We start from the raw sequence: 18,318 nt of genomic DNA on the forward strand, positions 1-18,318 counted from the left end.
TCACCTCTTTTCAATCCTGTTTACCTCGTATGTATCGCCCATTTGTTTTATCGTTAAAAATTGCTCCTCACTGATTGGCACAAATTTAATATAATGACCGGATCTGAACAGGAACGGTTCCTCCTTATCCGGAGAAAACAAGGTAACAGGAGTGGTACCAATGATCCTCCAACCTGAAGGAACATCAGCAGGATAAATACCCGTCTGATTCCCGCCAATCCCGACAGCACCGGGCATCACACTCTGCCTTGGCTTCTCAAGCCTCGGCACAGCCAGCTTTGCAGGCAAGCCGCCCAGATACGGAAACCCAGGCATGAATCCCATCATGTAGATGAGGTATTCTCTATTTGCATGAAAATTGATGACTTCCTGCTTCTCCAGGCCATGATAATCAGCGACATAAGCCAAATCCTCACCCCATTCCCCGCCATAACAGACCGGGATTTCATAGACAAACTTCCTTTCTGGTTTAGAATCTCCGGCGGACAGGCTGACTTTTTCAAGCTCAGCTTTGAGAGATTCATAAACGATAATTTCAGGTTGATAATAAATCGTTAGAGATGTGTAGGCAGGCACCCATTCTAGGATCCCTCTAATCTTTTCTTTTTCCAGTTTGCTGACGAATAGCTGTATTTGCCTGTTCGTTCTTTCATCAATTTCATTACCAAATGACAAAACTACAGCCACATCACCAAGCGGCGAGATTACAAAGTCCATCTTTTATCTCCTTTAAAAAATGCCAGACAAATTTCATCTGGCACCTTCTCTTATTGACGTGCTCCAACCGTGGCACACGTTTCAACAATCACCTTCAGTGCTTGGGTCATTGTTTCCTGAGGCAATGATGGCAGTGAGGGATTGAGGGCTGACATTTTCGTCGATGCAGGAAAATGGATAAACCCAGCCTTGATGTCCAGATTATTTTTTCGTATATGATTCAAAACAGCATATAAGGTATTATTGCAAATAAATGTTCCGGCACTATTTGACACCGCTGCAGGAATGTTCAATTCCTTCAGGTTCCTCTCAATCAGACGGTTGGGCAAGGTGGAGAACAAGCCGTCCGGTCCATCCCCATCTATCATTTCATCTGTAGGGATCTTGCCTTTATTATCTGGATAAGGGTCACCAGAACCTGTATCCTTCACATTGATTCCAATCCGCTCCGGCGTAATCGCCGTCCTGCCTGCTGCCAGACCACAGGAAATCACCACATCAGGCTGTAAATCGTCCATCTTTTTGATCAACTCTTCCGCACACTCATCATAATTAACAGGCAATAGGATCGTTGAGATCTCCACATTCTCCATCTCAAACCTTTCCGCTTCCTTTAACAATTCCTCAGTAGGATTTATGTTCATTTTTCCAAACGGCTCGAAGCCGGAAATTAAAACTTTCATTTAGCAGACCTCGTTTCTCGGTTTAAACTTAAATCGTATGTATTAAAAATTTTACTATAGTTAACTATGGATATATACCATTTAAACTCGTAAAATTTGGTTTAGTTTTAATATTCTAATAAATAATAGGTGATCAAGTGGAAATAGAATACGGCAAAGCAACCGAAAGTGAAATGAGGGAGATTTTTGGCATGGCGGGTGTGAACAGGACCGAGGCCACGGGGATACAGGCAGATAATAACAAAGAAGAGATGATAGCATCTTATGTGAATTCACTGGAACAGGGGGCTTATTTTCTTGTTGCCAGAACCAAGGAGGCTTTGATTGGCTGGGTACTGGTGGACCGAAGCCTGGACTGGTTTTCGCATAAGGAAATCGGATGGATCAGTGATGTTTACGTTAAACAGGAGTTCAGGCAGAAGGGTGTCGCGAAATCCTTGATAGAGCAAAGCCTGGTGGAATTCAAACACCTCGGATTTGATGATGTCAGACTGAATGTCTTTTCATTTAACGAGAAAGCCATTCGGTTATATGAAGAGCTGGGATTCAAAGATGTCAGCAAGTTTATGAGGGTTGAAATATAGGCAAAAATTACTCATCCAAATGTAAATGAAACTAAGGAAAATATAACTGAATAAATTTATAATTTCATTACTCCCTTAATACAGAACTGAAACAGGCTCTAAACATTTCTCCGTTAATCTATCATTGTTACATAAATCAGATAGAGGAGATGAAGAAATGAAGAAAAAATTAATCGGAACTGGATTTGCTCTAACCCTTATGCTTAGTCCTTTCCACCAAGCTTTTGCTGCTGAGCCTACTACCGGAGAATTGAGGCAGTTTGATACTGTCGCTCACCGCGGGGCTGCAGGTTATGCACCGGAAAACACAATCGCCGCATTTGATAAGGGCCTGGAAATGAAGGCGGATTACATTGAAATCGATGTTCAGCGCAGCAAGGATGGCGAGTTGGTTGTGATTCACGATACCACAGTCGACAGGACAACTGATGGTACTGGCCGTGTTGGTGCTTTGACGCTAGTAGAGCTGCGAAGTCTGGATGCCGGGAGCTTCAAAGGCGAGCAATTTGCCGGAGAAAAGATTCCTACCTTCGAAGAAGTACTCGACCGTTACCACGGAAAAATAGGTATTTTGATAGAATTGAAAGCACCTCAGCTCTATCCCGGAATCGAAGAAGCTGTGGCAGAAGAATTGAAGGAGAGAAATCTGGATAAGCCGCAGAACGAAAAGATTATTATCCAATCCTTTAACTTTAAATCGATGGAAAAGATGGATGTCCTGCTGCCAAATGTTCCAATGGGTGTCCTGACCTCTTCAAAACTTCATACAACGGACATTGCCCTCCAGGAATTCGCGAAATACGCTGATTTCTTCAACCCAAGCTATGGACTCGTATCAAAGGAACTGGTCGATAAAGTCCACAGCCTTGGAATGCAAATCCAGTCCTGGACTGTACGAAGCCCTGAAACAGCCCAGTTTCTGATTGATATGAAGGTGGATGGCATTATTACGGATTACCCGGATTACGTCGATCCGCGCAATTAAGCTAAAAAACCTGTCCTAATTAGGACAGGTTTTTATAATCTTAATAATAAAATTAATTTTATTAATTATTTACTGATTTAATATTTACATTTTTAATTATAATGTATAATATATATCTAAACACCACCGAAAGGAGGCAATCATGGCTTATCCTGTACTAACAAATTGTCCTGTTTGCAGCCAAACCCTTAAAATCACCAAGCTAAAATGCAATCACTGCGATACGACCATTGAAAATGAGTTCGAACTTTCAAAGCTTGCTTCCCTAACAAAGGAACAGCTTCAATTCGTCGAAACCTTTCTTGTATCGCGCGGAAATATTAAAGAAGTGGAAAAAGAGCTAGGAATTTCCTATCCGACTGTCCGGGGAAAGCTTAACGATATTATCACTGCCCTTGGATATGACACTCAAAAGAAAAATGAACTGGACGAGAAGAAAATCGTTGCGATGCTGGAGAAGGGTGAGATTTCTCCAGAAGATGCGATCAAACTTTTAAAAGGTGAATAGGGGGAATTGTGATGAGTGAAGAAATTTCAAAGATTTTAGCTATGGTACAAGAAGGAAAAATTGATTCCGAAAAAGGTGCCCAGCTGATTTCCGTACTTAAGGAAAAAGAAACACCTGCCTTGCCTAACAAACAAAATAAATACTTAGATAAAACATTAAAAATCCGGGTTGTATCCAAGGAGAATGACAATGTGAACGTCAATGTGCCGATCAAGCTCGTAAAAGCACTTCTCAAAACTGGACACAGCATCGCTTCAGGCATCCCTCAATCCCAGCAATACGTCAAGGATCTCGATATCAACATGCTGATCGATGCAATCGAAAATGAACTGGACGGCAACATCGTTGATATCCAATCAGCAAACGGTGATACAGTTAAAGTTGTCATTGAGTAAAACATATGATGAAAATAAAAATCAAAACATCTAATAAGATCGCATTCTCCCTCCCTGTTCCTTACACAATTTTAAAAGCTGCAAGTTCCATTCTTGCATCTAAAAAATTCAGGAACCAGATGCACAAATGGGCGAATCAGGATCTTGAAAATAAACCTGTTCCCGCCGCAATTTTAGATACTATACTAAACAAGCAGCTGATGAATGAATTGATCCGTGAACTGGGCAAGCACAAAGGCACCGTGCTTGTTGATGCACGATTGCATGATGGTACCGAGGTCATTGTAAAACTATAAAGAAGAAACCCTGGCTCCATTCGTTGCGAAGACAGGGTTTCTATCTATATCAGAACCTTTTTTCAAAGCAAACATATAATTCATGTCCTTCTGGCTTTCCATTCATCATTACTCTTCCTGTAATTGTATAACCCCTTTTTTCATAAAAGGAGACCGCGCCCTCATTTCCGGAGTACGTATCTAGCCGGAGTGCGCCATATCCGTGATCCTTCGCAAAGTCTTCAGCAAACTGTAGCATCTTGCTGCCATACCCGCCGCCCTGAGCAGATGGGTCGACACAAAACGAGTGGAGAATCAGCGGCTTTCCTTCTGTTTTAGACCAGTTGGCATTCTCCCATTCCGGAGCCTGCCATTCATCGAGAACCATCACACCAATTGTGTCCTTGCCTTTTTTCAAGACAAACAACTCTTCACCTTGCATGGCATTTTCGAAATACTCATGATTGGGGTATTTCTCATCCCATTGTAAAATACCTCTCGATTCAAGGTACTCTTTGCATTCCGCAAACATGCCGCCAATGATAGGCAAATCTTCTTCGGTTGCCCGTTCAATTTGTTCAAGAGCCATATTTTTACTCCTTCACTGCTTCTATTCGCTGTCAGGCGTTATGTTAAAAAAGTTTGCACTTTTGTTCTTCTTCTTTTCATCATTTTTCTTATTTTCCATTTTGCCGTCTGATTCATAGCTTAATTTGAATTGATCATCCTTCTTTTTTTTCATTCCTATTCCTCCTAAATTGAAATACTTACATCCCCGTCCTCACCTATTGCACTATTGAATAGCTATTTAAAGATTCAGTTTTGCACATTCCGGGCAGCAAAATCGAGTCGCCCTTTCTTAACTGTATTCTGTGCCTTTTTTTACCTCTAAATGCATAAAAAGCACCGGATTCTAAAGAAACCGATGCTTTAGGTGCTCATTAATATGCAAAGTGGTGATTGCCTATCTGTTTGGTCACTGTTCTCGTAAAAATCCATTGATCAGTCGCAAGCTTTGGATTGTAATAATAAACTGAGCCATAAGAAGGATCCCATCCGAGCATTGCGTCCTTTACTGCATGGTAAGCTGTAGCATTCGGTTGAAGATTAAACTGGCCATCATTTACTGCGGTAAAGGCATTTCTTTGAAAGACGACATCATGAACTGTGTCAGGAAAGTCATTAGAATTTACCCTGTTTAAAATCACCGCAGCCACTGCAACTTGTCCCTGGTAGCTCTCACCCCGGGATTCCCCATATACAACATGAGCCATCATCTCGATTTCCTGAATAAGCTTCGATGTCTTCGGACCAACGCCTCCAATCGGTTCAAGTCCAAAATCTCTTTGAAGCTGCTTCACTGCTTCAGTAGTGATTGGCCCATAGTAGCCAGTTGTCGTCGTATTAAAATAACCGAGCTTTTTCAAAATAGACTGCACATATGTAACATCTGACCCAACTGAACCCGTTCCTATGGATGCTGCCTGGGCTCCTGGCTGCCCAAAAACCAGCAAAGCAAAAACGACAAATGCTGCTGCCAGACTTTTTAAATGCTTCTTCAAAATCTCCACTCCCAATTCTATTTTACTGTATGTATGATCCTTTCCAGCAGACTAACCAAAGACACCTCCTTTTTTCATATCCTTATACAATTCCCTGTTATGAAGATGGAAAACTGATACAAAAGAATGGAAATAGTTATGTTTAATGGTATAAATTTCATAGATCCGTATCTTTTTTCATCTCCTTAACGTTATTAGAATATACTGTAAAAATATTTAGCTTTACGAAGGTTTGTAATTATCCGATAATGATGTAGAAGAAAAATTAAACGAAACCGAGAGGCAAAGGATATGTGGAGAAATAAGAATGTCTGGATTTTATTGTCCGGCGAGTTTATTGCTGGGTTAGGACTATGGCTTGGAATCATAGGAAATCTTGAGTTTATGCAGGAACAAATTCCTTCTGACTTTTTAAAATCGCTGCTTCTGGCTGCTGGACTGCTGGCTGGAATTGCAGTTGGACCTCTTGCAGGAAGGTTGACAGATCAATACAGCAAAAAGATTGTTATGCTGATATCAGGTTTCGTACGAGTAATCAGTGTTGTTTTTATGTTGATTGCCCTTCAAACCAGTTCAGTATGGTGGATGCTTGTGTTCCTCGTGTTATTGCAAATATCTGCCGCTTTTTACTTTCCGGCACTCCAGGCGGCAATCCCGCTAGTCGTTAGTGAGAAGGACCTATTGCAGTTGAATGGAGTTCATATGAATGTGTCCACCTTGTCTCGTATTATTGGGACTGCCGCTGCAGGAATATTGCTTGTGGCCATCCCTTTAAATGCTGTGTATCTCCTTTCGATGGCTGCCTACATTGTCCTTTTCGGACTGACCTTTTTTTTACAGTTTGATGAAAACAAAAAAGCCTTTGCAGTCAAAGAGGGACAGCAAAAACAAGGATTCAAAGACGTGTTCCCTGTCATCGTCAAGCTCCCGATTGTGATGATGACATTGATCTTGACCTTGATTCCGCTCATTTTTCTCGGAGGCTTCAACCTGGTCGTTATCAATATAAGTGAACTTCAGGATAGCAGCGCCATCAAAGGCTGGATCTATACCGCAGAAGGTCTCGCCTTCATGAGCGGCGCGTTTTTAATCAAACGCATCAGCTATAAATTTTCACCATATAAAATCTTGTTCGCAAGCTCGATGCTGATTGGCTGGTCCCAGTTGATGCTCTATTTTGCCAACCAGCCAGTCCTGACGATCATCGCCTTTCTTCTGTTCGGATTTTCAGTAGGATGCTTCTTCCCGACTGCTGCTACCATTTTCCAGACTAGAGTGCCTAAAGACTATCATGGCCGTTTCTTCTCGTTCCGGAATATGATGGATCGAGTCTTCTTCCAGGTCGTCCTGTTGATGACCGGATTCCTACTCGATGCAGTCGGCCTCCAAAACATGAGCGTCATGTTCGGTGCATTATCAATCGTGATGACCGCGGTCTTTTTCATTAGATCACGCAAAGTGAGAGCCTCTATGGATACCGAGCAAAGCGTAAGCTAGTAAATCACTGTAAAAGCTGCCACTTGAAAATGGCAGCTTTTATTTTTGGCTTAAAAAGAGTTAGTAAGATAGGAGATGCAGCGGATTAATTTTATAGCGGACACTTTTCTCTTCAATACCTAAATTTCTGTCCGTCATCTCGTGCACCAGTAGATACATAAGCATTTAAACAAACGTTTAATTAATGAACTTTTTATAGCATAAAGTCTAGTAATACGAGAAAAGGAGTGCAATATCTATGGAGCCTCTCGTGATTCTTATTAGCTTGACGTTTATAATGGCATTATTTTTTTATGGAATTAATATTCATTTCCCTCGCTTGGCAAAACTGAAATACTATGTAGCACTAGTTTTGTTTGCCCTGGGTTGTTTGGGCTGGATTGCAGTCTTGCTAAGGTATGGCTCGCTGCTAACCGCTGTTGTTAGTTCATGGTTGTTGGTATTAGCGGTAATAGCTTTTATGATAGCTTTCTTAATGGACCTCTACGATAAGAAAAAGAAACAAGCAAACCATTAAATTTGAAACTTGTGTTCCACTCCATCCGTATTATTAGATAATGATTTGTTCTAGGGGTGATCTCAATGACATTATTTATTGGAATACAGCTTTTTATGATTGTTTTGTTCCTGTTCTTTGGCTGGGCGATTGTGCAAAAGGAATGGTACTGGCTGATTTCTAATTTCAATGGCAAATCGAAGGATGAACAGCAGCAATTAATCCAGAATGGTTATCCACAAAGAGTCGGGAAGCTAATGGCCGCTACTGCAGCGGGGATGCTCATTTTGCTGCCCTTAAGTTTCACCTCTTTCCAATATTCCATCGAGGTCCAGTTCGGTTTTATGATGGTATTCCTTCTCGGCGGTCTCATTTATCTTTCCAAATATGAAATAAAAGAGAAGCGTAAGCGGAGCTATATCTTCAGTAGCCTTCTCGCCATTGGAACTATTGGGTTTATAGTGGGTCTTACCTTTGTAGGATACAAGGACTTTGAACTAATGGACTATGAGGAGTCTTTTGAAATCACAGGCATGTATGGCGGAGAATGGAAATACGCAGAAATTCGTCATGTTGAACTTTTAGAGGAAATGCCAGAAGTGACATGGAAACAAAATGGGTTCGGTCTTGCAACGATGGCAAAGGGCCAATTCAAGGTTAAAGATTTCGGAAGCAGCCTGCTTTTTATCCACAAAGGCTCTCCACCTTATTTATTCATCGAAACGGACAATGACAAGATTTTCATCAACAGCAAGAGTCCCACTATAACAGAAGGATGGTATGAGATTCTTTCTAAAAAAACAAATTGAGGGTGCCCCGTGAAAACGGGCATCCTTTATTTATATCTAAATCTCCTTGAGAAGTCCCGCGTGATTCCCCAGCACTACAATATCATGGACATCCTTCGTGCCGTTGATTAGAAAGACCAGGAATTGGAATAGCGGAGTCGGGTTGACTTGTTTGACTTCAATTCTTACTAATAGTAACCTGATTAATGCTTACTAAAAGTAACTACAACTTTGGAGGAATAGATAATGAACACATCTGAGACAAGCCTGGCCACGGTAATTCGTGAACGCCGTTCTGTCAGAAAATATGACCCTAACTTTAAGATTTCACAAGATGAGATTTTAGATATTTTAAAAGAAGCTTCCCTGGCACCTTCTTCAAGCAATCTCCAGCCATGGAAGTTCCTCGTCATCCAGGATGAGGAAACAAAAAAGGATCTTAGACTGATCGCCAATAATCAGGAGCAAGTCGAAACTTCTTCGGCGGTTATTGCTGTTCTTGGCGACAGAGAAATGTATCGTAATGGTGAAAAAGTATACCGCAGTTCTTTTGAAGCTGGATACATGGACGAAACAACAATGAACAGAATGATTGAGAATACAAATAAATTATACCCTGCTGCCCCTGTTGGTATAAGGGAGAACATCGCGTCTTTTGATGCCGGCCTTATTTCCATGCAACTCATGCTGATTGCGAGAGCCCGAGGTTATGATACTGTCCCAATGGGCGGATTCAACAAGCAGCAATTCATCGAAAAATTCAACATTGATGAGCGCTATATGCCTGTCCTTCTCCTGCCTATCGGAAAGGCTGCTGTGCCAGGACATCCTACAACACGTATACCGGTCGAGGAAGTCGTGGAATTTATATAAGAACAAAGAAAAGAACTAGTCCTCGGACTAGTTCTTTTTGTTAGGAATTTCGCAACCATCGTCATCACAAATCATTCCGTCATCATTGTTCAAAACGGTGATTTCATTCTCGGCAATGACTTTTTTCAGTGACTGGACGATCACATCAGTCGGTTGTGCACCGGTAATTGCATACTTCTTATTGATCAGGAAGAATGGTACACCTGTGATGCCGTACTGCTGACCAGTACTTTCATCTGCACGGACTTCATCTGCCATATCATCGCTGGCAAGCATTTCCTCTACTGCTCCACGATTTAGCCCGACTTCTGCAGCAAGCTCTGTCAATGTTCCATGGTCCCCAATGTGCTTCGATTCGGTAAAATAGGCGCGTAAAATTCTTTCGGTCATCTCTGCCATCAGCCCATGCTTTTTCGCAAACATCGTCAAGCGGTGAGCATCAAATGTATTGGTTAAAATGAGCGTGTCGATATTATATTCCAGGCCGGATTCCTTTGCCATTTGCACCATATTTTGCGTGCTCGCTTTCGCCTGGGCAATGCTCATCCCATATTTTTTTGAAAGTGCTTCATACATATTGTAATCGATATCACGTTTCATGTTCGGATCAAGCTCGAAGCATCGATACGTCACTTCAATTGGGTGATCAATCTGTTTAATAGCGTCATCCAGACGCCTTTTGCCAATATAGCAAAACGGTCAAGCAAAGTCAGTCCACATTTCAATCTGCATGTTGGATCCCTCCAGTTGGTTATTTGCCCCTATAGTATAGGTGTTAATCTTGTAAAATACACGAGATTCGACTCGGCGAGTACTACCAACCAATGCCCTTAATGCATACCCAGGTAAAATTGTTATTCTATTTCATAAACCAGCCAGTCTGACTGACTTCCACCCATTTTATCGTAAAGACTTTGGGCAACATAGTTATCCTTGGACGTTTCCCATGTCATATAAGCGAAGTTATTTTTCCTGATATGTTCGAGGCATTTTGTAAAAAGCTGCTCGCCTACCTTCTGCCCTCTTGCGTCGGCTGAAACGAATAAGTCATTTAAAATCGCTGCCCTTTTTACCTGGAGAGTGCTGAAAGTATAATACAGGGTTGCGAATCCCACGATTTCTCCTTCTATTTCAGCCACAAACTGCAATCCAGAATCTGGATGATCCTGCAAGTGCAGTATTAAATTTTTCAATTCTGCTTCATTCGGTTCTGGTTTCTTGTAAAAATCAACAATGTATTGGGTCATTAAATGGTATAATCTCGGAATGTCTCGTTCTTCAGCAGGTCGAATAGTCAGCTCAGCCATGCTCTCGCCTCCAAATATCTATTTTTTCAAGCTCTATCGAATCTCTTACAATGAAAAGCTTATTCTGATGGTTGCCAAGAATAGCCATGACTTCCTGTCTGCTCTTCTCCTCAAAAAATTTGTTCCAAACAAACATCTTCCTGAATATTTTTAAAGTCGGAGCGTAATTAGCCCTTTCAAGTCCAAGCTTTTGCAAGATGAATCTTCTTATGATCCTATATTTCCTTTTTCTATAGGAAACGTCCAAGAATATGATCATTTCGGCATTTTCAAAGCTTTCCGCAACCCACTCGTAATGGACACCCTCAATAATCCACGAATCGGTTTTGACGATTGACTTCAAATATTCATCTCTTTCCTTTTCGCTCCGCCTAATATCCCCGGTGTCGAGTCTTTGCCAGACAACATTGTCAAGCTCATGGTGCGGTAAGTTGTATCTGGCTGACAGGCTCTTGGCCAGGGTCGTCTTCCCGCTTCCGACTGAACCAATGATATGGATTTTCTTCGGTTGATCTTTTGTCATAAAGCATCATCACTTTGTCTATAGTTACATTTGAAATTCTCTTCCTTTTTTGTTATTTCCTCTTTTTTTAGCAAAATAAAAAAGCTGCCTGGGCAGCTTTTTCGAATTTATGCATTTTGCAGAGTCTGGATCTCTTTGAATGCTTGATGAAGATTTGATTTTACCATTATACCTTCGAGGTTGAGACCAAGCGTCACCATTGTATGGGCAACCTCAGGACGGATGCCAGTCATTATGGTCTTTACCCCAACTAGTGATAGGGCATTTATAACCTTGAATAGCTGGTCCGCAACCATCGTATCGACGATCATGACTCCGGACACGTCAAAGATAAGATGAGTAAGCTTGAGTTTTACAGCCTGGTCCAGTGTTTCTTCCATCAACAGCTGGGCCCTTTCTGTATCAACATTTCCGACAAGCGGTAATACCCCTACTCCAGGCATTAACGGAACGACTGGCACTGAGAGTTCCAACAATGCGGTTTTTGCGTTTTCAAGGCTCTGTTGGTGGGCGTCGACAAATGTAAGGCTGAAGCTGTAGATGGCATGGTCCATCAATGGATCAATAATATCCAAAACACCAAAAATGGCAGAAGTGGACATATCAATAGCTTCTTCTTTGATTGCCTTCCAAATATGGTCACGGTAATAGCTTGTATCTTTAAGTGCTTCATCAAGAGATGCGCCCAGCTTATAGATATACTCCCCAGTTTCTTTGCCCCAGTTTGTTATTTTTCCGAATATCTTTTCCTGGTCTTCATGCTCAATCAATGCTTGACCGAAAATTTCAATGAAGTTAGCCCGAATCTCGAGAATTTGCTGTTCAATTTTACCAAGGTCATATTTTTGAGCTTCTGTCAAAACAGCTTCAGAATACCTGTCTTCGTGGACAGCTTTGGCGATTTCATGCTTCCTGCTGACAATTGCTTCTCCCAATGCTTGCAGTTCTTTGTTCAATTTAGATTCCTCCATGTGTTCAACGACGATTTTATATATATACTTCTACGAATTATATTTCAAAATGCACTGTTATAATTCATCATAACGCAGGTATAGAATGCAGGACAAGTTTTTGAACTTATGGACATTCACCGAGTCTGTTTGCAAAAGTAGTGATCCAGCTTCTTTTGGCTTTATCTAGCGGCATATGCAAAAAAAAGAACTGCACCCTATACCAGATTAGGTAATAGATGGGAGCAGTCCTTTCTTATAAAAGTAAGCAATTAAATTCATTGCTGGCTCTGGCATTTTTTTCGGGAAGCGTTCATGCCTGTAATATTTATAAAAAGCGTTTTTCAAGTCTTCCCACTGAGAACATTGCTTCGTCTGCCGGAATCGAGCCACATCTATAAGCTTGACTTCATTATCAGGAGTGATGATGATATTTCGCAAATGGATGTCAGATGGATTCAAGCCTTTTTCTTTTGCAAGCCTTAGGGCATGATCGACTTCCTCAATATGGCCGGCGGCAATTGGCATGCCATTAACTAAACATTGATAGAGCGTCATGCCCCGGACGTAATCTATGACTAAATAATTGAGTCCCGATTCATGGAGAGAAGGGAAAAATGGATTTCCCGCAAGCTCCTTATAAATTTCGGCTTCCTCTGCTGCAACCTTCTCAAACTGCGGAAAAAATACCTTTAGAACCAGATTCGTACCCTTGATCCTGAACGCAAACGCACTTCTGCCCTCTCCAACCAGATTTAGTGATGAATCTTTATGAATCAAAGCTGCTTTTGATCCTCGGATTGAATAAACTACACTGTTTGCCAGATGTTCATATTGATTCATACTTTCGCCCCTCTCACTGTATTCCCGTAAGATGATGACATTTTTCCCGGAATCCACAGTTCAGCCCTTCACCACCTTGATCATGTCTTCATCCCAGCTTTCAGTTCCCTGCTTGAAGACCAGCTTTGTTTTAAAATGATAAGAGATTTCCTTGTTTGAAGGAGGAACATCCAGTGGCAGCAAGAAGCTAAACGGCACCTCATTATCCCCATCTGGCTGAATCCTCAACTGTATATCGATTGTTACAGTATCCAGTACGGTTTCAGCTTCATTCTTCAAATTCACCATCACTAGCGCACACTCAATGAGCTGTAGATCCTGGTCAACGGTCCCACCCTTGATGAGAAACTTTCCATTAACCGAATCACCGGGGGTTAAAACATCCTTCTCCAAAATCAGGTCAATCTGGGCAGAGCCTACACCCAGCAAAGACATATACTTTCGTAATAACATCATGTTCCTCCGTCTGTTTACTTTTTTGGATTGGTGTACTTGTCATCAAGCCGCTTCTCAATTAACTCGATCCGCTTTTGGTCTGCTAACAACTCTTCCTTGTTCTTTTTAACAAGTTCATTAAAACTAAGCTGTAATCTTTTCATAACATACCCACTCCAATACTTAAATTTATGTTTATCGATATGAAAATGCCTCTTTATGTCTTATAAAAAACCTTCACCCGCTCAGGTGAAGGTCTGGAAATAAATAAAGACCTTCACCAAATATGGCAAAGGTCTTGCTAACAACTATCGTTGCCAACAAAGCCGGGAGTGATCTCCGTAATGACGACTCTGTTGTGAAAGCTACTCCCCTTTAGGAGAAACTATTCAAATGTATATAAACATGATACAGTAAATAGCGAATTCCGTCAATTAAGGGTTAGTTCTCTGGAAAGTGCTTCTAGTTAAATTTTACTTACCGTTGTTCTTCCCTTTTCCCTTATCTTCATTTTCATCATTATCATCTTCTTGCTCATCATCTTCTTCGCTGCCTTCGTCTTCTTGTTTTTCTTTATTTTTCTTGGCTTCTTCACGCTTCTTTTCTTCAGCTTTTCTGGCTGCTTCCTTTTGTTGCTCTTCAGCTTTTTTAGCTGCTTCTTTTTGCTTTTCTTCAGCTTTCTTTGCAGCCTCAAGTCGTTGTTCTTCTGCTTTTTCCGCTGCTACACGTTGTTGCTCTTCTGCTTTTTTCACAGCTTTTGACTTTTGTTCTTCAGCCTTCGTTACACTTTGTGCTGAAGCAACACTTACCTGTTGGTCAGTGGATTGTTCTGTAACTGTCTCTTCATTTTCAGTTTCAGCTTCAGCTTCAGCTTCAGATTCATCGACTTGCTGTTCGGCTTCTTCTGTGCTGCTCTCTGCTTCGGATTCCTCGGTGTTTTCATCAGTTTCCGCTTCTTCATCTGTTCCTTCTTCAGAATCCTGTTTTTTGCCTGATGCCAGACCTTTCATTTGCGATGGATGGACTCCAAGCTGCTTGGCTGCCTGTCCGAATCCAATTTTTTCTTCTGTATATAAAGCAGTGATTTCCTCCACTGTTTTACCGGCTGCTTCTGCCAGCCAGAAGATTTGAGCGATTTGGCCATAACCCAATTCCTGTTCACGCAGCTGGGAAACCATTTCCTGGTCCAAGTCCTTCACTACGTTAGCAACGACCTTTGCTTGTTCCGTTGCTTCTTCAACTTCTTCCTGAAGCCCATCTTCCAGGTCTTCAGTCAATCCATCTTCAACTTCAGAAACGTTTTCCAGCTCTTCGGTCAGTTCGTCTTCACCTTCAGAATCAGTTTCTTCTTCTACAATTACTTCTGTGACCTTCTCTTCAGCTGCCTCAAGAGCCTCTAAATATTCTTCAAACGCTTGTTGAACGAATTCTGCTTTTTCTTCAGCTGACATCGCTGTCGCTTCAGCCAATCTCTCGTTCGCGAATTCAAGTAGTAGCTGGGCTTCTTTTTCATCATCAAAGGTTACTAGAAGCTTCAATTCCTCAAATAATTGGTCAAACGTAAATAAAATCTCGTCAGGCGTCGTTCCAGGATCTACCGTTTCGACTACCTCATCAGCAGAGACTGCCGTTCCGAAAGCAAGCACTCCGGTTAAAATGGTTGATGCTAAAAGCTTCTTCATTCCAATACCCCCAATTATTACTATATTGGAATTAAAATCGACAAAAAAAGTGCTGTCCGAAGAGCAGCACATACATAAGCTATGTGAATCTTCGGCAACTGGCTGGCATAGTTCATGACTTTAGCCCCTGTAGCTTTGCGCCCCCAGATTTCCCTGGGTTTGCCATTATCGGATTTTAATTCTACTTTAATCTTACTTATTCGACACGAAAAAATAAATAGAAATTTAAAAAACTTTGTTATTCAGCAGCCTTGCCGAATTTGCCTTCCTGATAATCGCGGTAAGCCTGACGAATTTCCTCCATAGAATTCATCACAAACGGTCCGTAGGCGACCACTTCCTCTTTGATTGGCTTCCCGGAATATACCAATACCTTTGAGCGTTTATTCGCTTTCAGCATTAGTTCGCTTGTACCTTCGCCTCCGTCATTAAAAGTCAAAGTCGCCGCTGAAGACTTTTTGAGGTTTGTTTGACTAGAGCCGGCCTCTATATCACCTGAAAGGATATATAAGAATGCATTATGTGACTCCGGCAATTCGTATGAGAAGTCCGCGCCTTCAGCTAGCTGAATTTCTGATAGGGTAAAAGGCACTAATGGCTCGAGAGGCCCTTTCACTCCAGCAGATTCTCCTGAATACACCTTTAAAGTCCCGCCTTCGAACTGGACAACAGGTGCATGCTCGGAATACACGTTTTGATAAGAAGTCGTTGTTCCTTTCAGCTCTTTAGGCAGGTTCAGCCAGAGCTGCAAGGTATGGGCAATGTCGTTTTCCACTGCTTCCTCCGCATGCCGCGCACCGCTGCCGGCGTTCATGTACTGGATGTCACCAGATTCAAGGATGCTGTGACCTCCATGGTTGTCAATGTGCTCAAGCCTTCCGTCAATGATATAAGTAATTGTCTGGAAACCGCGATGCGGGTGATCTGAAAACGTCCCGCGCTTAAACCAGTCCTCCGCCATCAAAATGAAAGGGTCCAACTCCCTCCAGTTTTGCGGATTAAGTACAAGTCCTGCCTGAACGTGCGGCATCCCTCTTTCTTCATATTGAACGGTCCAATGTTTCTTGATATCTCTTTTAAACATTTGCATAACCCCTTTATTTGAAAGCATTAAAATCAAGTTACTATCACCAAATTATAACAATCCTATGATATATTTTAAAATAAAGATACTTTAAACTGAGAGATATAAATGTAGAGTACTGGATTTAACGTTATGCCATTCAAACAGAATGGCCAATATCCCAGGGGCAGGCGAAATGATATGAGCACAAAGCAAGATTACAATTGGGTAGGAAACCAGGAAAGTTTTGTGGACCAGCCAAGTACTGTTGAGCTGGGCAATATCCTCCATTGGCCGATACGGAGGGAATTCCAGTGCAGGCCAATACAAAAATGAGGATGGATGCTTCATCTTAACAAATCCTGAACAAGATTGGGAGTTTGTGATTCTTTTAGATGCCCACAATAGCTCAGAAAGTGCTGAACTGATTGTTGAAGCCTTCAGTCAAATAAAAGGGGATGTCCAAGCTGCGCTATCACTTTCGACAAATGAGGCTTTTCAAAATCTGCAACGTATTACCCTTAATCTTTTTCAAAGCGAAGAGTTTTTAGAGTCTTGCCAGAAAATAAAAGGAGAAACCGCCTGCTTGATCGCAGCCAGAAAAGGCAAATACTGCTGGTGGTTTTCAGTCGGCGACTGCCTATTCTACTTGCACCATTCCGAGCTTGCCTCCCTTGGACAATATCAAGTGAACCAGCGGCATTTTTATGAATGGATTGGTCAAGTAAATACCTTTAGCCAGGCCGTTCCTTGCTTCAGCAGCGGAACAAAGGAATTGCGGAAAGGCGTGAATCATCTTTTAATGACAACGGATGGCCTGGTTGAGTGCCCAGGGGAGCCATACATTGACCCGAGAGCCATTTTCAATGAATTCTCTCATTCTCCCAACAAAGCTGGAGTAAGAAACCTCCTTAAAAGAATTCAAGATAACAATGTACGTGATAGCACAACCATCCTATCATGGATGGTTGTCAACGGCGAAGAAGCGACAATACCAAGTGAATAAGAACTGGAATGACGCCCAACTGAATCTATTTGGGCGTATTTTGTTTTTTTGTTTTCCGGCGACACGGCCTCCAATTATTATTCTAAAAAAATTATATTGTGAGAAGGCCTTTTATCCTATATAATATAAAATTGGCTTTTAAATAACGTGGTTCGTAACCATCCCACGTAAAAAAACTAGGAGAGATGAAAAATGAATACGAGAACGATTGTCCGGAACGGGATTCTGGCTGCTTTATATATCGCCGTTTCTGCCGTCATACAGCCATTTGGCTTCACAAATGTGCAATTCCGCGTATCGGAAATGTTCAACCACTTAATTGTTTTCAATAAGAAATATTTCTTTGGAATCGTATTGGGTGTATTTTTAACAAATCTGCTCTTTTCGCCAATGGTCGCATACGACCTTGTCTTTGGAGTTGGCCAGTCCGTGATATCCTTGCTGATTACGATTTTCACAGCAAAATATATTAAGAGCATCATTGGCCGCATGATTGTGAATACAATAGTCTTCACGTTCACGATGTTCCTGATTGCGATTGAACTGAACCTGGCATTCCAATTGCCATTCTGGTTCACATGGCTGACAACGGCTGCAGGCGAATTCACGGTAATGGCCGTAGGTATTCCTGTTATGCTTGCGATCCACAGGCGCGTAAACCTTGAAAAATTGGTTTAAATAGATGAAAACGCATGGAGAGTAATCCATGCGTTTTTTTATGCCTTAAACCTGAAGGCTGCCAGTAAACTTCATCAGAAACTCCCTATCTTCTTTGAAACAAAAATCCGTTTCGCTCATCTCACTCACCTTTTTCCAGGCAATTTCATGGATCAGCCCGTCAGGATCCTGAATTTGGATTTCTCCTCCAGTTACTTTTATCTCGAAGTACTGAACCTTGACTTTCACTCCGGAAATGACGCCAGTTTTCATAAAAAGCTGACGGACGATTTCCGTTTCATAGCCGGTTTCCTCCAAGACTTCCCTGATACAGCACTGCTCGAAAGTCTCTCCGCTTTCCTTACCGCCTGCCGGTACGGCCCATAGCTTTTCTTCATCCTCTTTCCCCTGGCGAACCATGAGTACTTCTCCCTGTTCATTTAAACAAACTCCAGCAGACCCCTTCCAAATATCCATTCTCTTGCCCCT

26 protein-coding genes and 2 riboswitches are annotated in these 18,318 nt (G+C 41.8%); of the genes, 11 read left to right on the top strand and 15 right to left on the bottom strand.

What is annotated here, in order from left to right; genetic code table 11:
* Both pxpB and ACH0QE_RS02935 read right to left on the bottom strand, forming a co-directional pair.
* The gene (gene pxpB / locus ACH0QE_RS02930; RefSeq protein WP_415799210.1) at window positions 1–717 is read right to left on the bottom strand and encodes a 5-oxoprolinase subunit PxpB; all 717 of its coding nucleotides are present in this window, start codon (window positions 715–717) and stop codon (window positions 1–3) included.
* Window positions 718–767: 50 nt separating this feature from the next.
* Window positions 768–1,400 carry a pyroglutamyl-peptidase I gene (locus ACH0QE_RS02935; RefSeq protein WP_415799211.1) on the bottom strand — a complete coding sequence of 211 codons (633 nt, stop codon included), beginning with the start codon at window positions 1,398–1,400 and terminating at the stop codon, window positions 768–770.
* Window positions 1,401–1,537: 137 nt separating this feature from the next.
* Between ACH0QE_RS02935 and ACH0QE_RS02940 the strand changes: the two genes are divergently transcribed.
* From ACH0QE_RS02940 to ACH0QE_RS02960, 5 genes are all read left to right on the top strand, one after another.
* A complete protein-coding gene (locus ACH0QE_RS02940) occupies window positions 1,538–1,984 on the top strand; it encodes a GNAT family N-acetyltransferase (RefSeq protein ID WP_415799212.1) in 447 nt (148 codons plus the stop codon).
* 157 nt (window positions 1,985–2,141) lie between these two features.
* Complete coding sequence (locus ACH0QE_RS02945) at window positions 2,142–2,969, top strand: glycerophosphodiester phosphodiesterase (protein ID WP_415799213.1); 828 nt, start codon at window positions 2,142–2,144, stop codon at window positions 2,967–2,969.
* A 142-nt stretch (window positions 2,970–3,111) separates the two neighbouring features.
* The gene (locus ACH0QE_RS02950) at window positions 3,112–3,477 is read left to right on the top strand and encodes a DUF2089 domain-containing protein (protein ID WP_214907748.1); all 366 of its coding nucleotides are present in this window, start codon (window positions 3,112–3,114) and stop codon (window positions 3,475–3,477) included.
* A gap of 11 nt (window positions 3,478–3,488) precedes the next feature.
* A complete protein-coding gene (locus ACH0QE_RS02955) occupies window positions 3,489–3,872 on the top strand; it encodes an SHOCT-like domain-containing protein (RefSeq protein WP_415799214.1) in 384 nt (127 codons plus the stop codon).
* Window positions 3,873–3,877: 5 nt separating this feature from the next.
* Complete coding sequence (locus tag ACH0QE_RS02960; protein ID WP_415799215.1) at window positions 3,878–4,168, top strand: hypothetical protein; 291 nt, start codon at window positions 3,878–3,880, stop codon at window positions 4,166–4,168.
* A 49-nt stretch (window positions 4,169–4,217) separates the two neighbouring features.
* On the opposite strand, the gene ACH0QE_RS02965 is transcribed toward ACH0QE_RS02960, so the two are convergent.
* The 3 genes from ACH0QE_RS02965 to ACH0QE_RS02975 all read right to left on the bottom strand — a co-directional run bounded on the left by ACH0QE_RS02965 (window position 4,218) and on the right by ACH0QE_RS02975 (window position 5,709).
* Window positions 4,218–4,736: a GNAT family N-acetyltransferase gene (locus ACH0QE_RS02965; RefSeq protein WP_415799216.1), complete on the bottom strand. Its 519-nt coding sequence runs from the start codon at window positions 4,734–4,736 to the stop codon at window positions 4,218–4,220.
* A gap of 21 nt (window positions 4,737–4,757) precedes the next feature.
* Window positions 4,758–4,889: a hypothetical protein gene (locus ACH0QE_RS02970; RefSeq protein WP_415799217.1), complete on the bottom strand. Its 132-nt coding sequence runs from the start codon at window positions 4,887–4,889 to the stop codon at window positions 4,758–4,760.
* A 199-nt stretch (window positions 4,890–5,088) separates the two neighbouring features.
* Window positions 5,089–5,709, bottom strand: a complete 621-nt coding sequence (locus ACH0QE_RS02975; protein ID WP_415799218.1) for a cell wall hydrolase — start codon at window positions 5,707–5,709, stop codon at window positions 5,089–5,091.
* 264 nt (window positions 5,710–5,973) lie between these two features.
* Here ACH0QE_RS02975 and ACH0QE_RS02980 point away from each other — a divergent pair, with 264 nt between their 5' ends.
* The 4 genes from ACH0QE_RS02980 to ACH0QE_RS02995 all read left to right on the top strand — a co-directional run bounded on the left by ACH0QE_RS02980 (window position 5,974) and on the right by ACH0QE_RS02995 (window position 9,363).
* On the top strand, window positions 5,974–7,206 hold the full coding sequence (locus tag ACH0QE_RS02980) for an MFS transporter (protein WP_415799248.1): 1,233 nt from the start codon (window positions 5,974–5,976) through the stop codon (window positions 7,204–7,206).
* Window positions 7,207–7,444: 238 nt separating this feature from the next.
* Window positions 7,445–7,723, top strand: a complete 279-nt coding sequence (locus tag ACH0QE_RS02985) for a hypothetical protein (protein ID WP_415799219.1) — start codon at window positions 7,445–7,447, stop codon at window positions 7,721–7,723.
* A gap of 65 nt (window positions 7,724–7,788) precedes the next feature.
* The gene (locus ACH0QE_RS02990) at window positions 7,789–8,511 is read left to right on the top strand and encodes a DUF3784 domain-containing protein (protein ID WP_415799220.1); all 723 of its coding nucleotides are present in this window, start codon (window positions 7,789–7,791) and stop codon (window positions 8,509–8,511) included.
* A 225-nt stretch (window positions 8,512–8,736) separates the two neighbouring features.
* The gene (locus ACH0QE_RS02995) at window positions 8,737–9,363 is read left to right on the top strand and encodes a nitroreductase family protein (RefSeq protein WP_415799221.1); all 627 of its coding nucleotides are present in this window, start codon (window positions 8,737–8,739) and stop codon (window positions 9,361–9,363) included.
* A 27-nt stretch (window positions 9,364–9,390) separates the two neighbouring features.
* Here ACH0QE_RS02995 and ACH0QE_RS03000 read toward each other — a convergent pair whose 3' ends face one another.
* The 9 genes from ACH0QE_RS03000 to ACH0QE_RS03040 form a co-directional block, all read right to left on the bottom strand.
* Entirely contained in the window at window positions 9,391–10,050 is a 660-nt protein-coding gene (locus tag ACH0QE_RS03000; RefSeq protein WP_415799249.1) for a DsbA family oxidoreductase, read from the bottom strand.
* Window positions 10,051–10,217: 167 nt separating this feature from the next.
* Window positions 10,218–10,670, bottom strand: coding sequence for a GNAT family N-acetyltransferase (locus ACH0QE_RS03005; RefSeq protein ID WP_415799222.1), 453 nt, complete (start codon window positions 10,668–10,670; stop codon window positions 10,218–10,220).
* A complete protein-coding gene (locus ACH0QE_RS03010) occupies window positions 10,663–11,193 on the bottom strand; it encodes an AAA family ATPase (protein WP_415799223.1) in 531 nt (176 codons plus the stop codon). The genes ACH0QE_RS03005 and ACH0QE_RS03010 overlap by 8 nt, the downstream gene beginning before the upstream one ends.
* Window positions 11,194–11,300: 107 nt before the next feature.
* Window positions 11,301–12,149: an STAS domain-containing protein gene (locus ACH0QE_RS03015; RefSeq protein ID WP_415799224.1), complete on the bottom strand. Its 849-nt coding sequence runs from the start codon at window positions 12,147–12,149 to the stop codon at window positions 11,301–11,303.
* Window positions 12,150–12,371: 222 nt separating this feature from the next.
* Entirely contained in the window at window positions 12,372–12,986 is a 615-nt protein-coding gene (locus ACH0QE_RS03020; protein ID WP_415799225.1) for a protein kinase family protein, read from the bottom strand.
* 60 nt (window positions 12,987–13,046) lie between these two features.
* The gene (locus ACH0QE_RS03025; RefSeq protein WP_415799226.1) at window positions 13,047–13,439 is read right to left on the bottom strand and encodes a sporulation protein; all 393 of its coding nucleotides are present in this window, start codon (window positions 13,437–13,439) and stop codon (window positions 13,047–13,049) included.
* Between the two features lie 17 nt (window positions 13,440–13,456).
* Window positions 13,457–13,585: an FbpB family small basic protein gene (locus ACH0QE_RS03030; protein WP_415799227.1), complete on the bottom strand. Its 129-nt coding sequence runs from the start codon at window positions 13,583–13,585 to the stop codon at window positions 13,457–13,459.
* A gap of 309 nt (window positions 13,586–13,894) precedes the next feature.
* Window positions 13,895–15,103 (bottom strand): DUF5667 domain-containing protein, encoded by a 1,209-nt coding sequence (locus ACH0QE_RS03035; RefSeq protein WP_415799228.1) that lies wholly within the window; start codon window positions 15,101–15,103, stop codon window positions 13,895–13,897.
* A 90-nt stretch (window positions 15,104–15,193) separates the two neighbouring features.
* A riboswitch (cyclic di-GMP riboswitch) is annotated at window positions 15,194–15,277 on the bottom strand.
* Window positions 15,278–15,341: 64 nt separating this feature from the next.
* Window positions 15,342–16,187, bottom strand: a complete 846-nt coding sequence (locus ACH0QE_RS03040; protein WP_415799229.1) for a pirin family protein — start codon at window positions 16,185–16,187, stop codon at window positions 15,342–15,344.
* 226 nt (window positions 16,188–16,413) lie between these two features.
* On the opposite strand from ACH0QE_RS03040, the gene ACH0QE_RS03045 reads away from it, so the two are divergent.
* Both ACH0QE_RS03045 and ACH0QE_RS03050 read left to right on the top strand, forming a co-directional pair.
* Complete coding sequence (locus ACH0QE_RS03045) at window positions 16,414–17,172, top strand: protein phosphatase 2C domain-containing protein (protein ID WP_415799230.1); 759 nt, start codon at window positions 16,414–16,416, stop codon at window positions 17,170–17,172.
* Between the two features lie 141 nt (window positions 17,173–17,313).
* Window positions 17,314–17,358, top strand: a riboswitch (PreQ1 riboswitch).
* Window positions 17,359–17,364: 6 nt separating this feature from the next.
* Window positions 17,365–17,850: a QueT transporter family protein gene (locus ACH0QE_RS03050; protein WP_415799231.1), complete on the top strand. Its 486-nt coding sequence runs from the start codon at window positions 17,365–17,367 to the stop codon at window positions 17,848–17,850.
* A 45-nt stretch (window positions 17,851–17,895) separates the two neighbouring features.
* Here the strand turns inward: ACH0QE_RS03050 and ACH0QE_RS03055 are convergent, their stop codons facing one another.
* Window positions 17,896–18,306, bottom strand: coding sequence for an NUDIX hydrolase (locus ACH0QE_RS03055; RefSeq protein WP_415799232.1), 411 nt, complete (start codon window positions 18,304–18,306; stop codon window positions 17,896–17,898).
* Window positions 18,307–18,318 lie beyond the last annotated feature (12 nt).

This window comes from Mesobacillus sp., from assembly GCF_047739415.1.
Taxonomy (GTDB): Bacteria; Bacillota; Bacilli; order Bacillales; family Cytobacillaceae; genus Mesobacillus.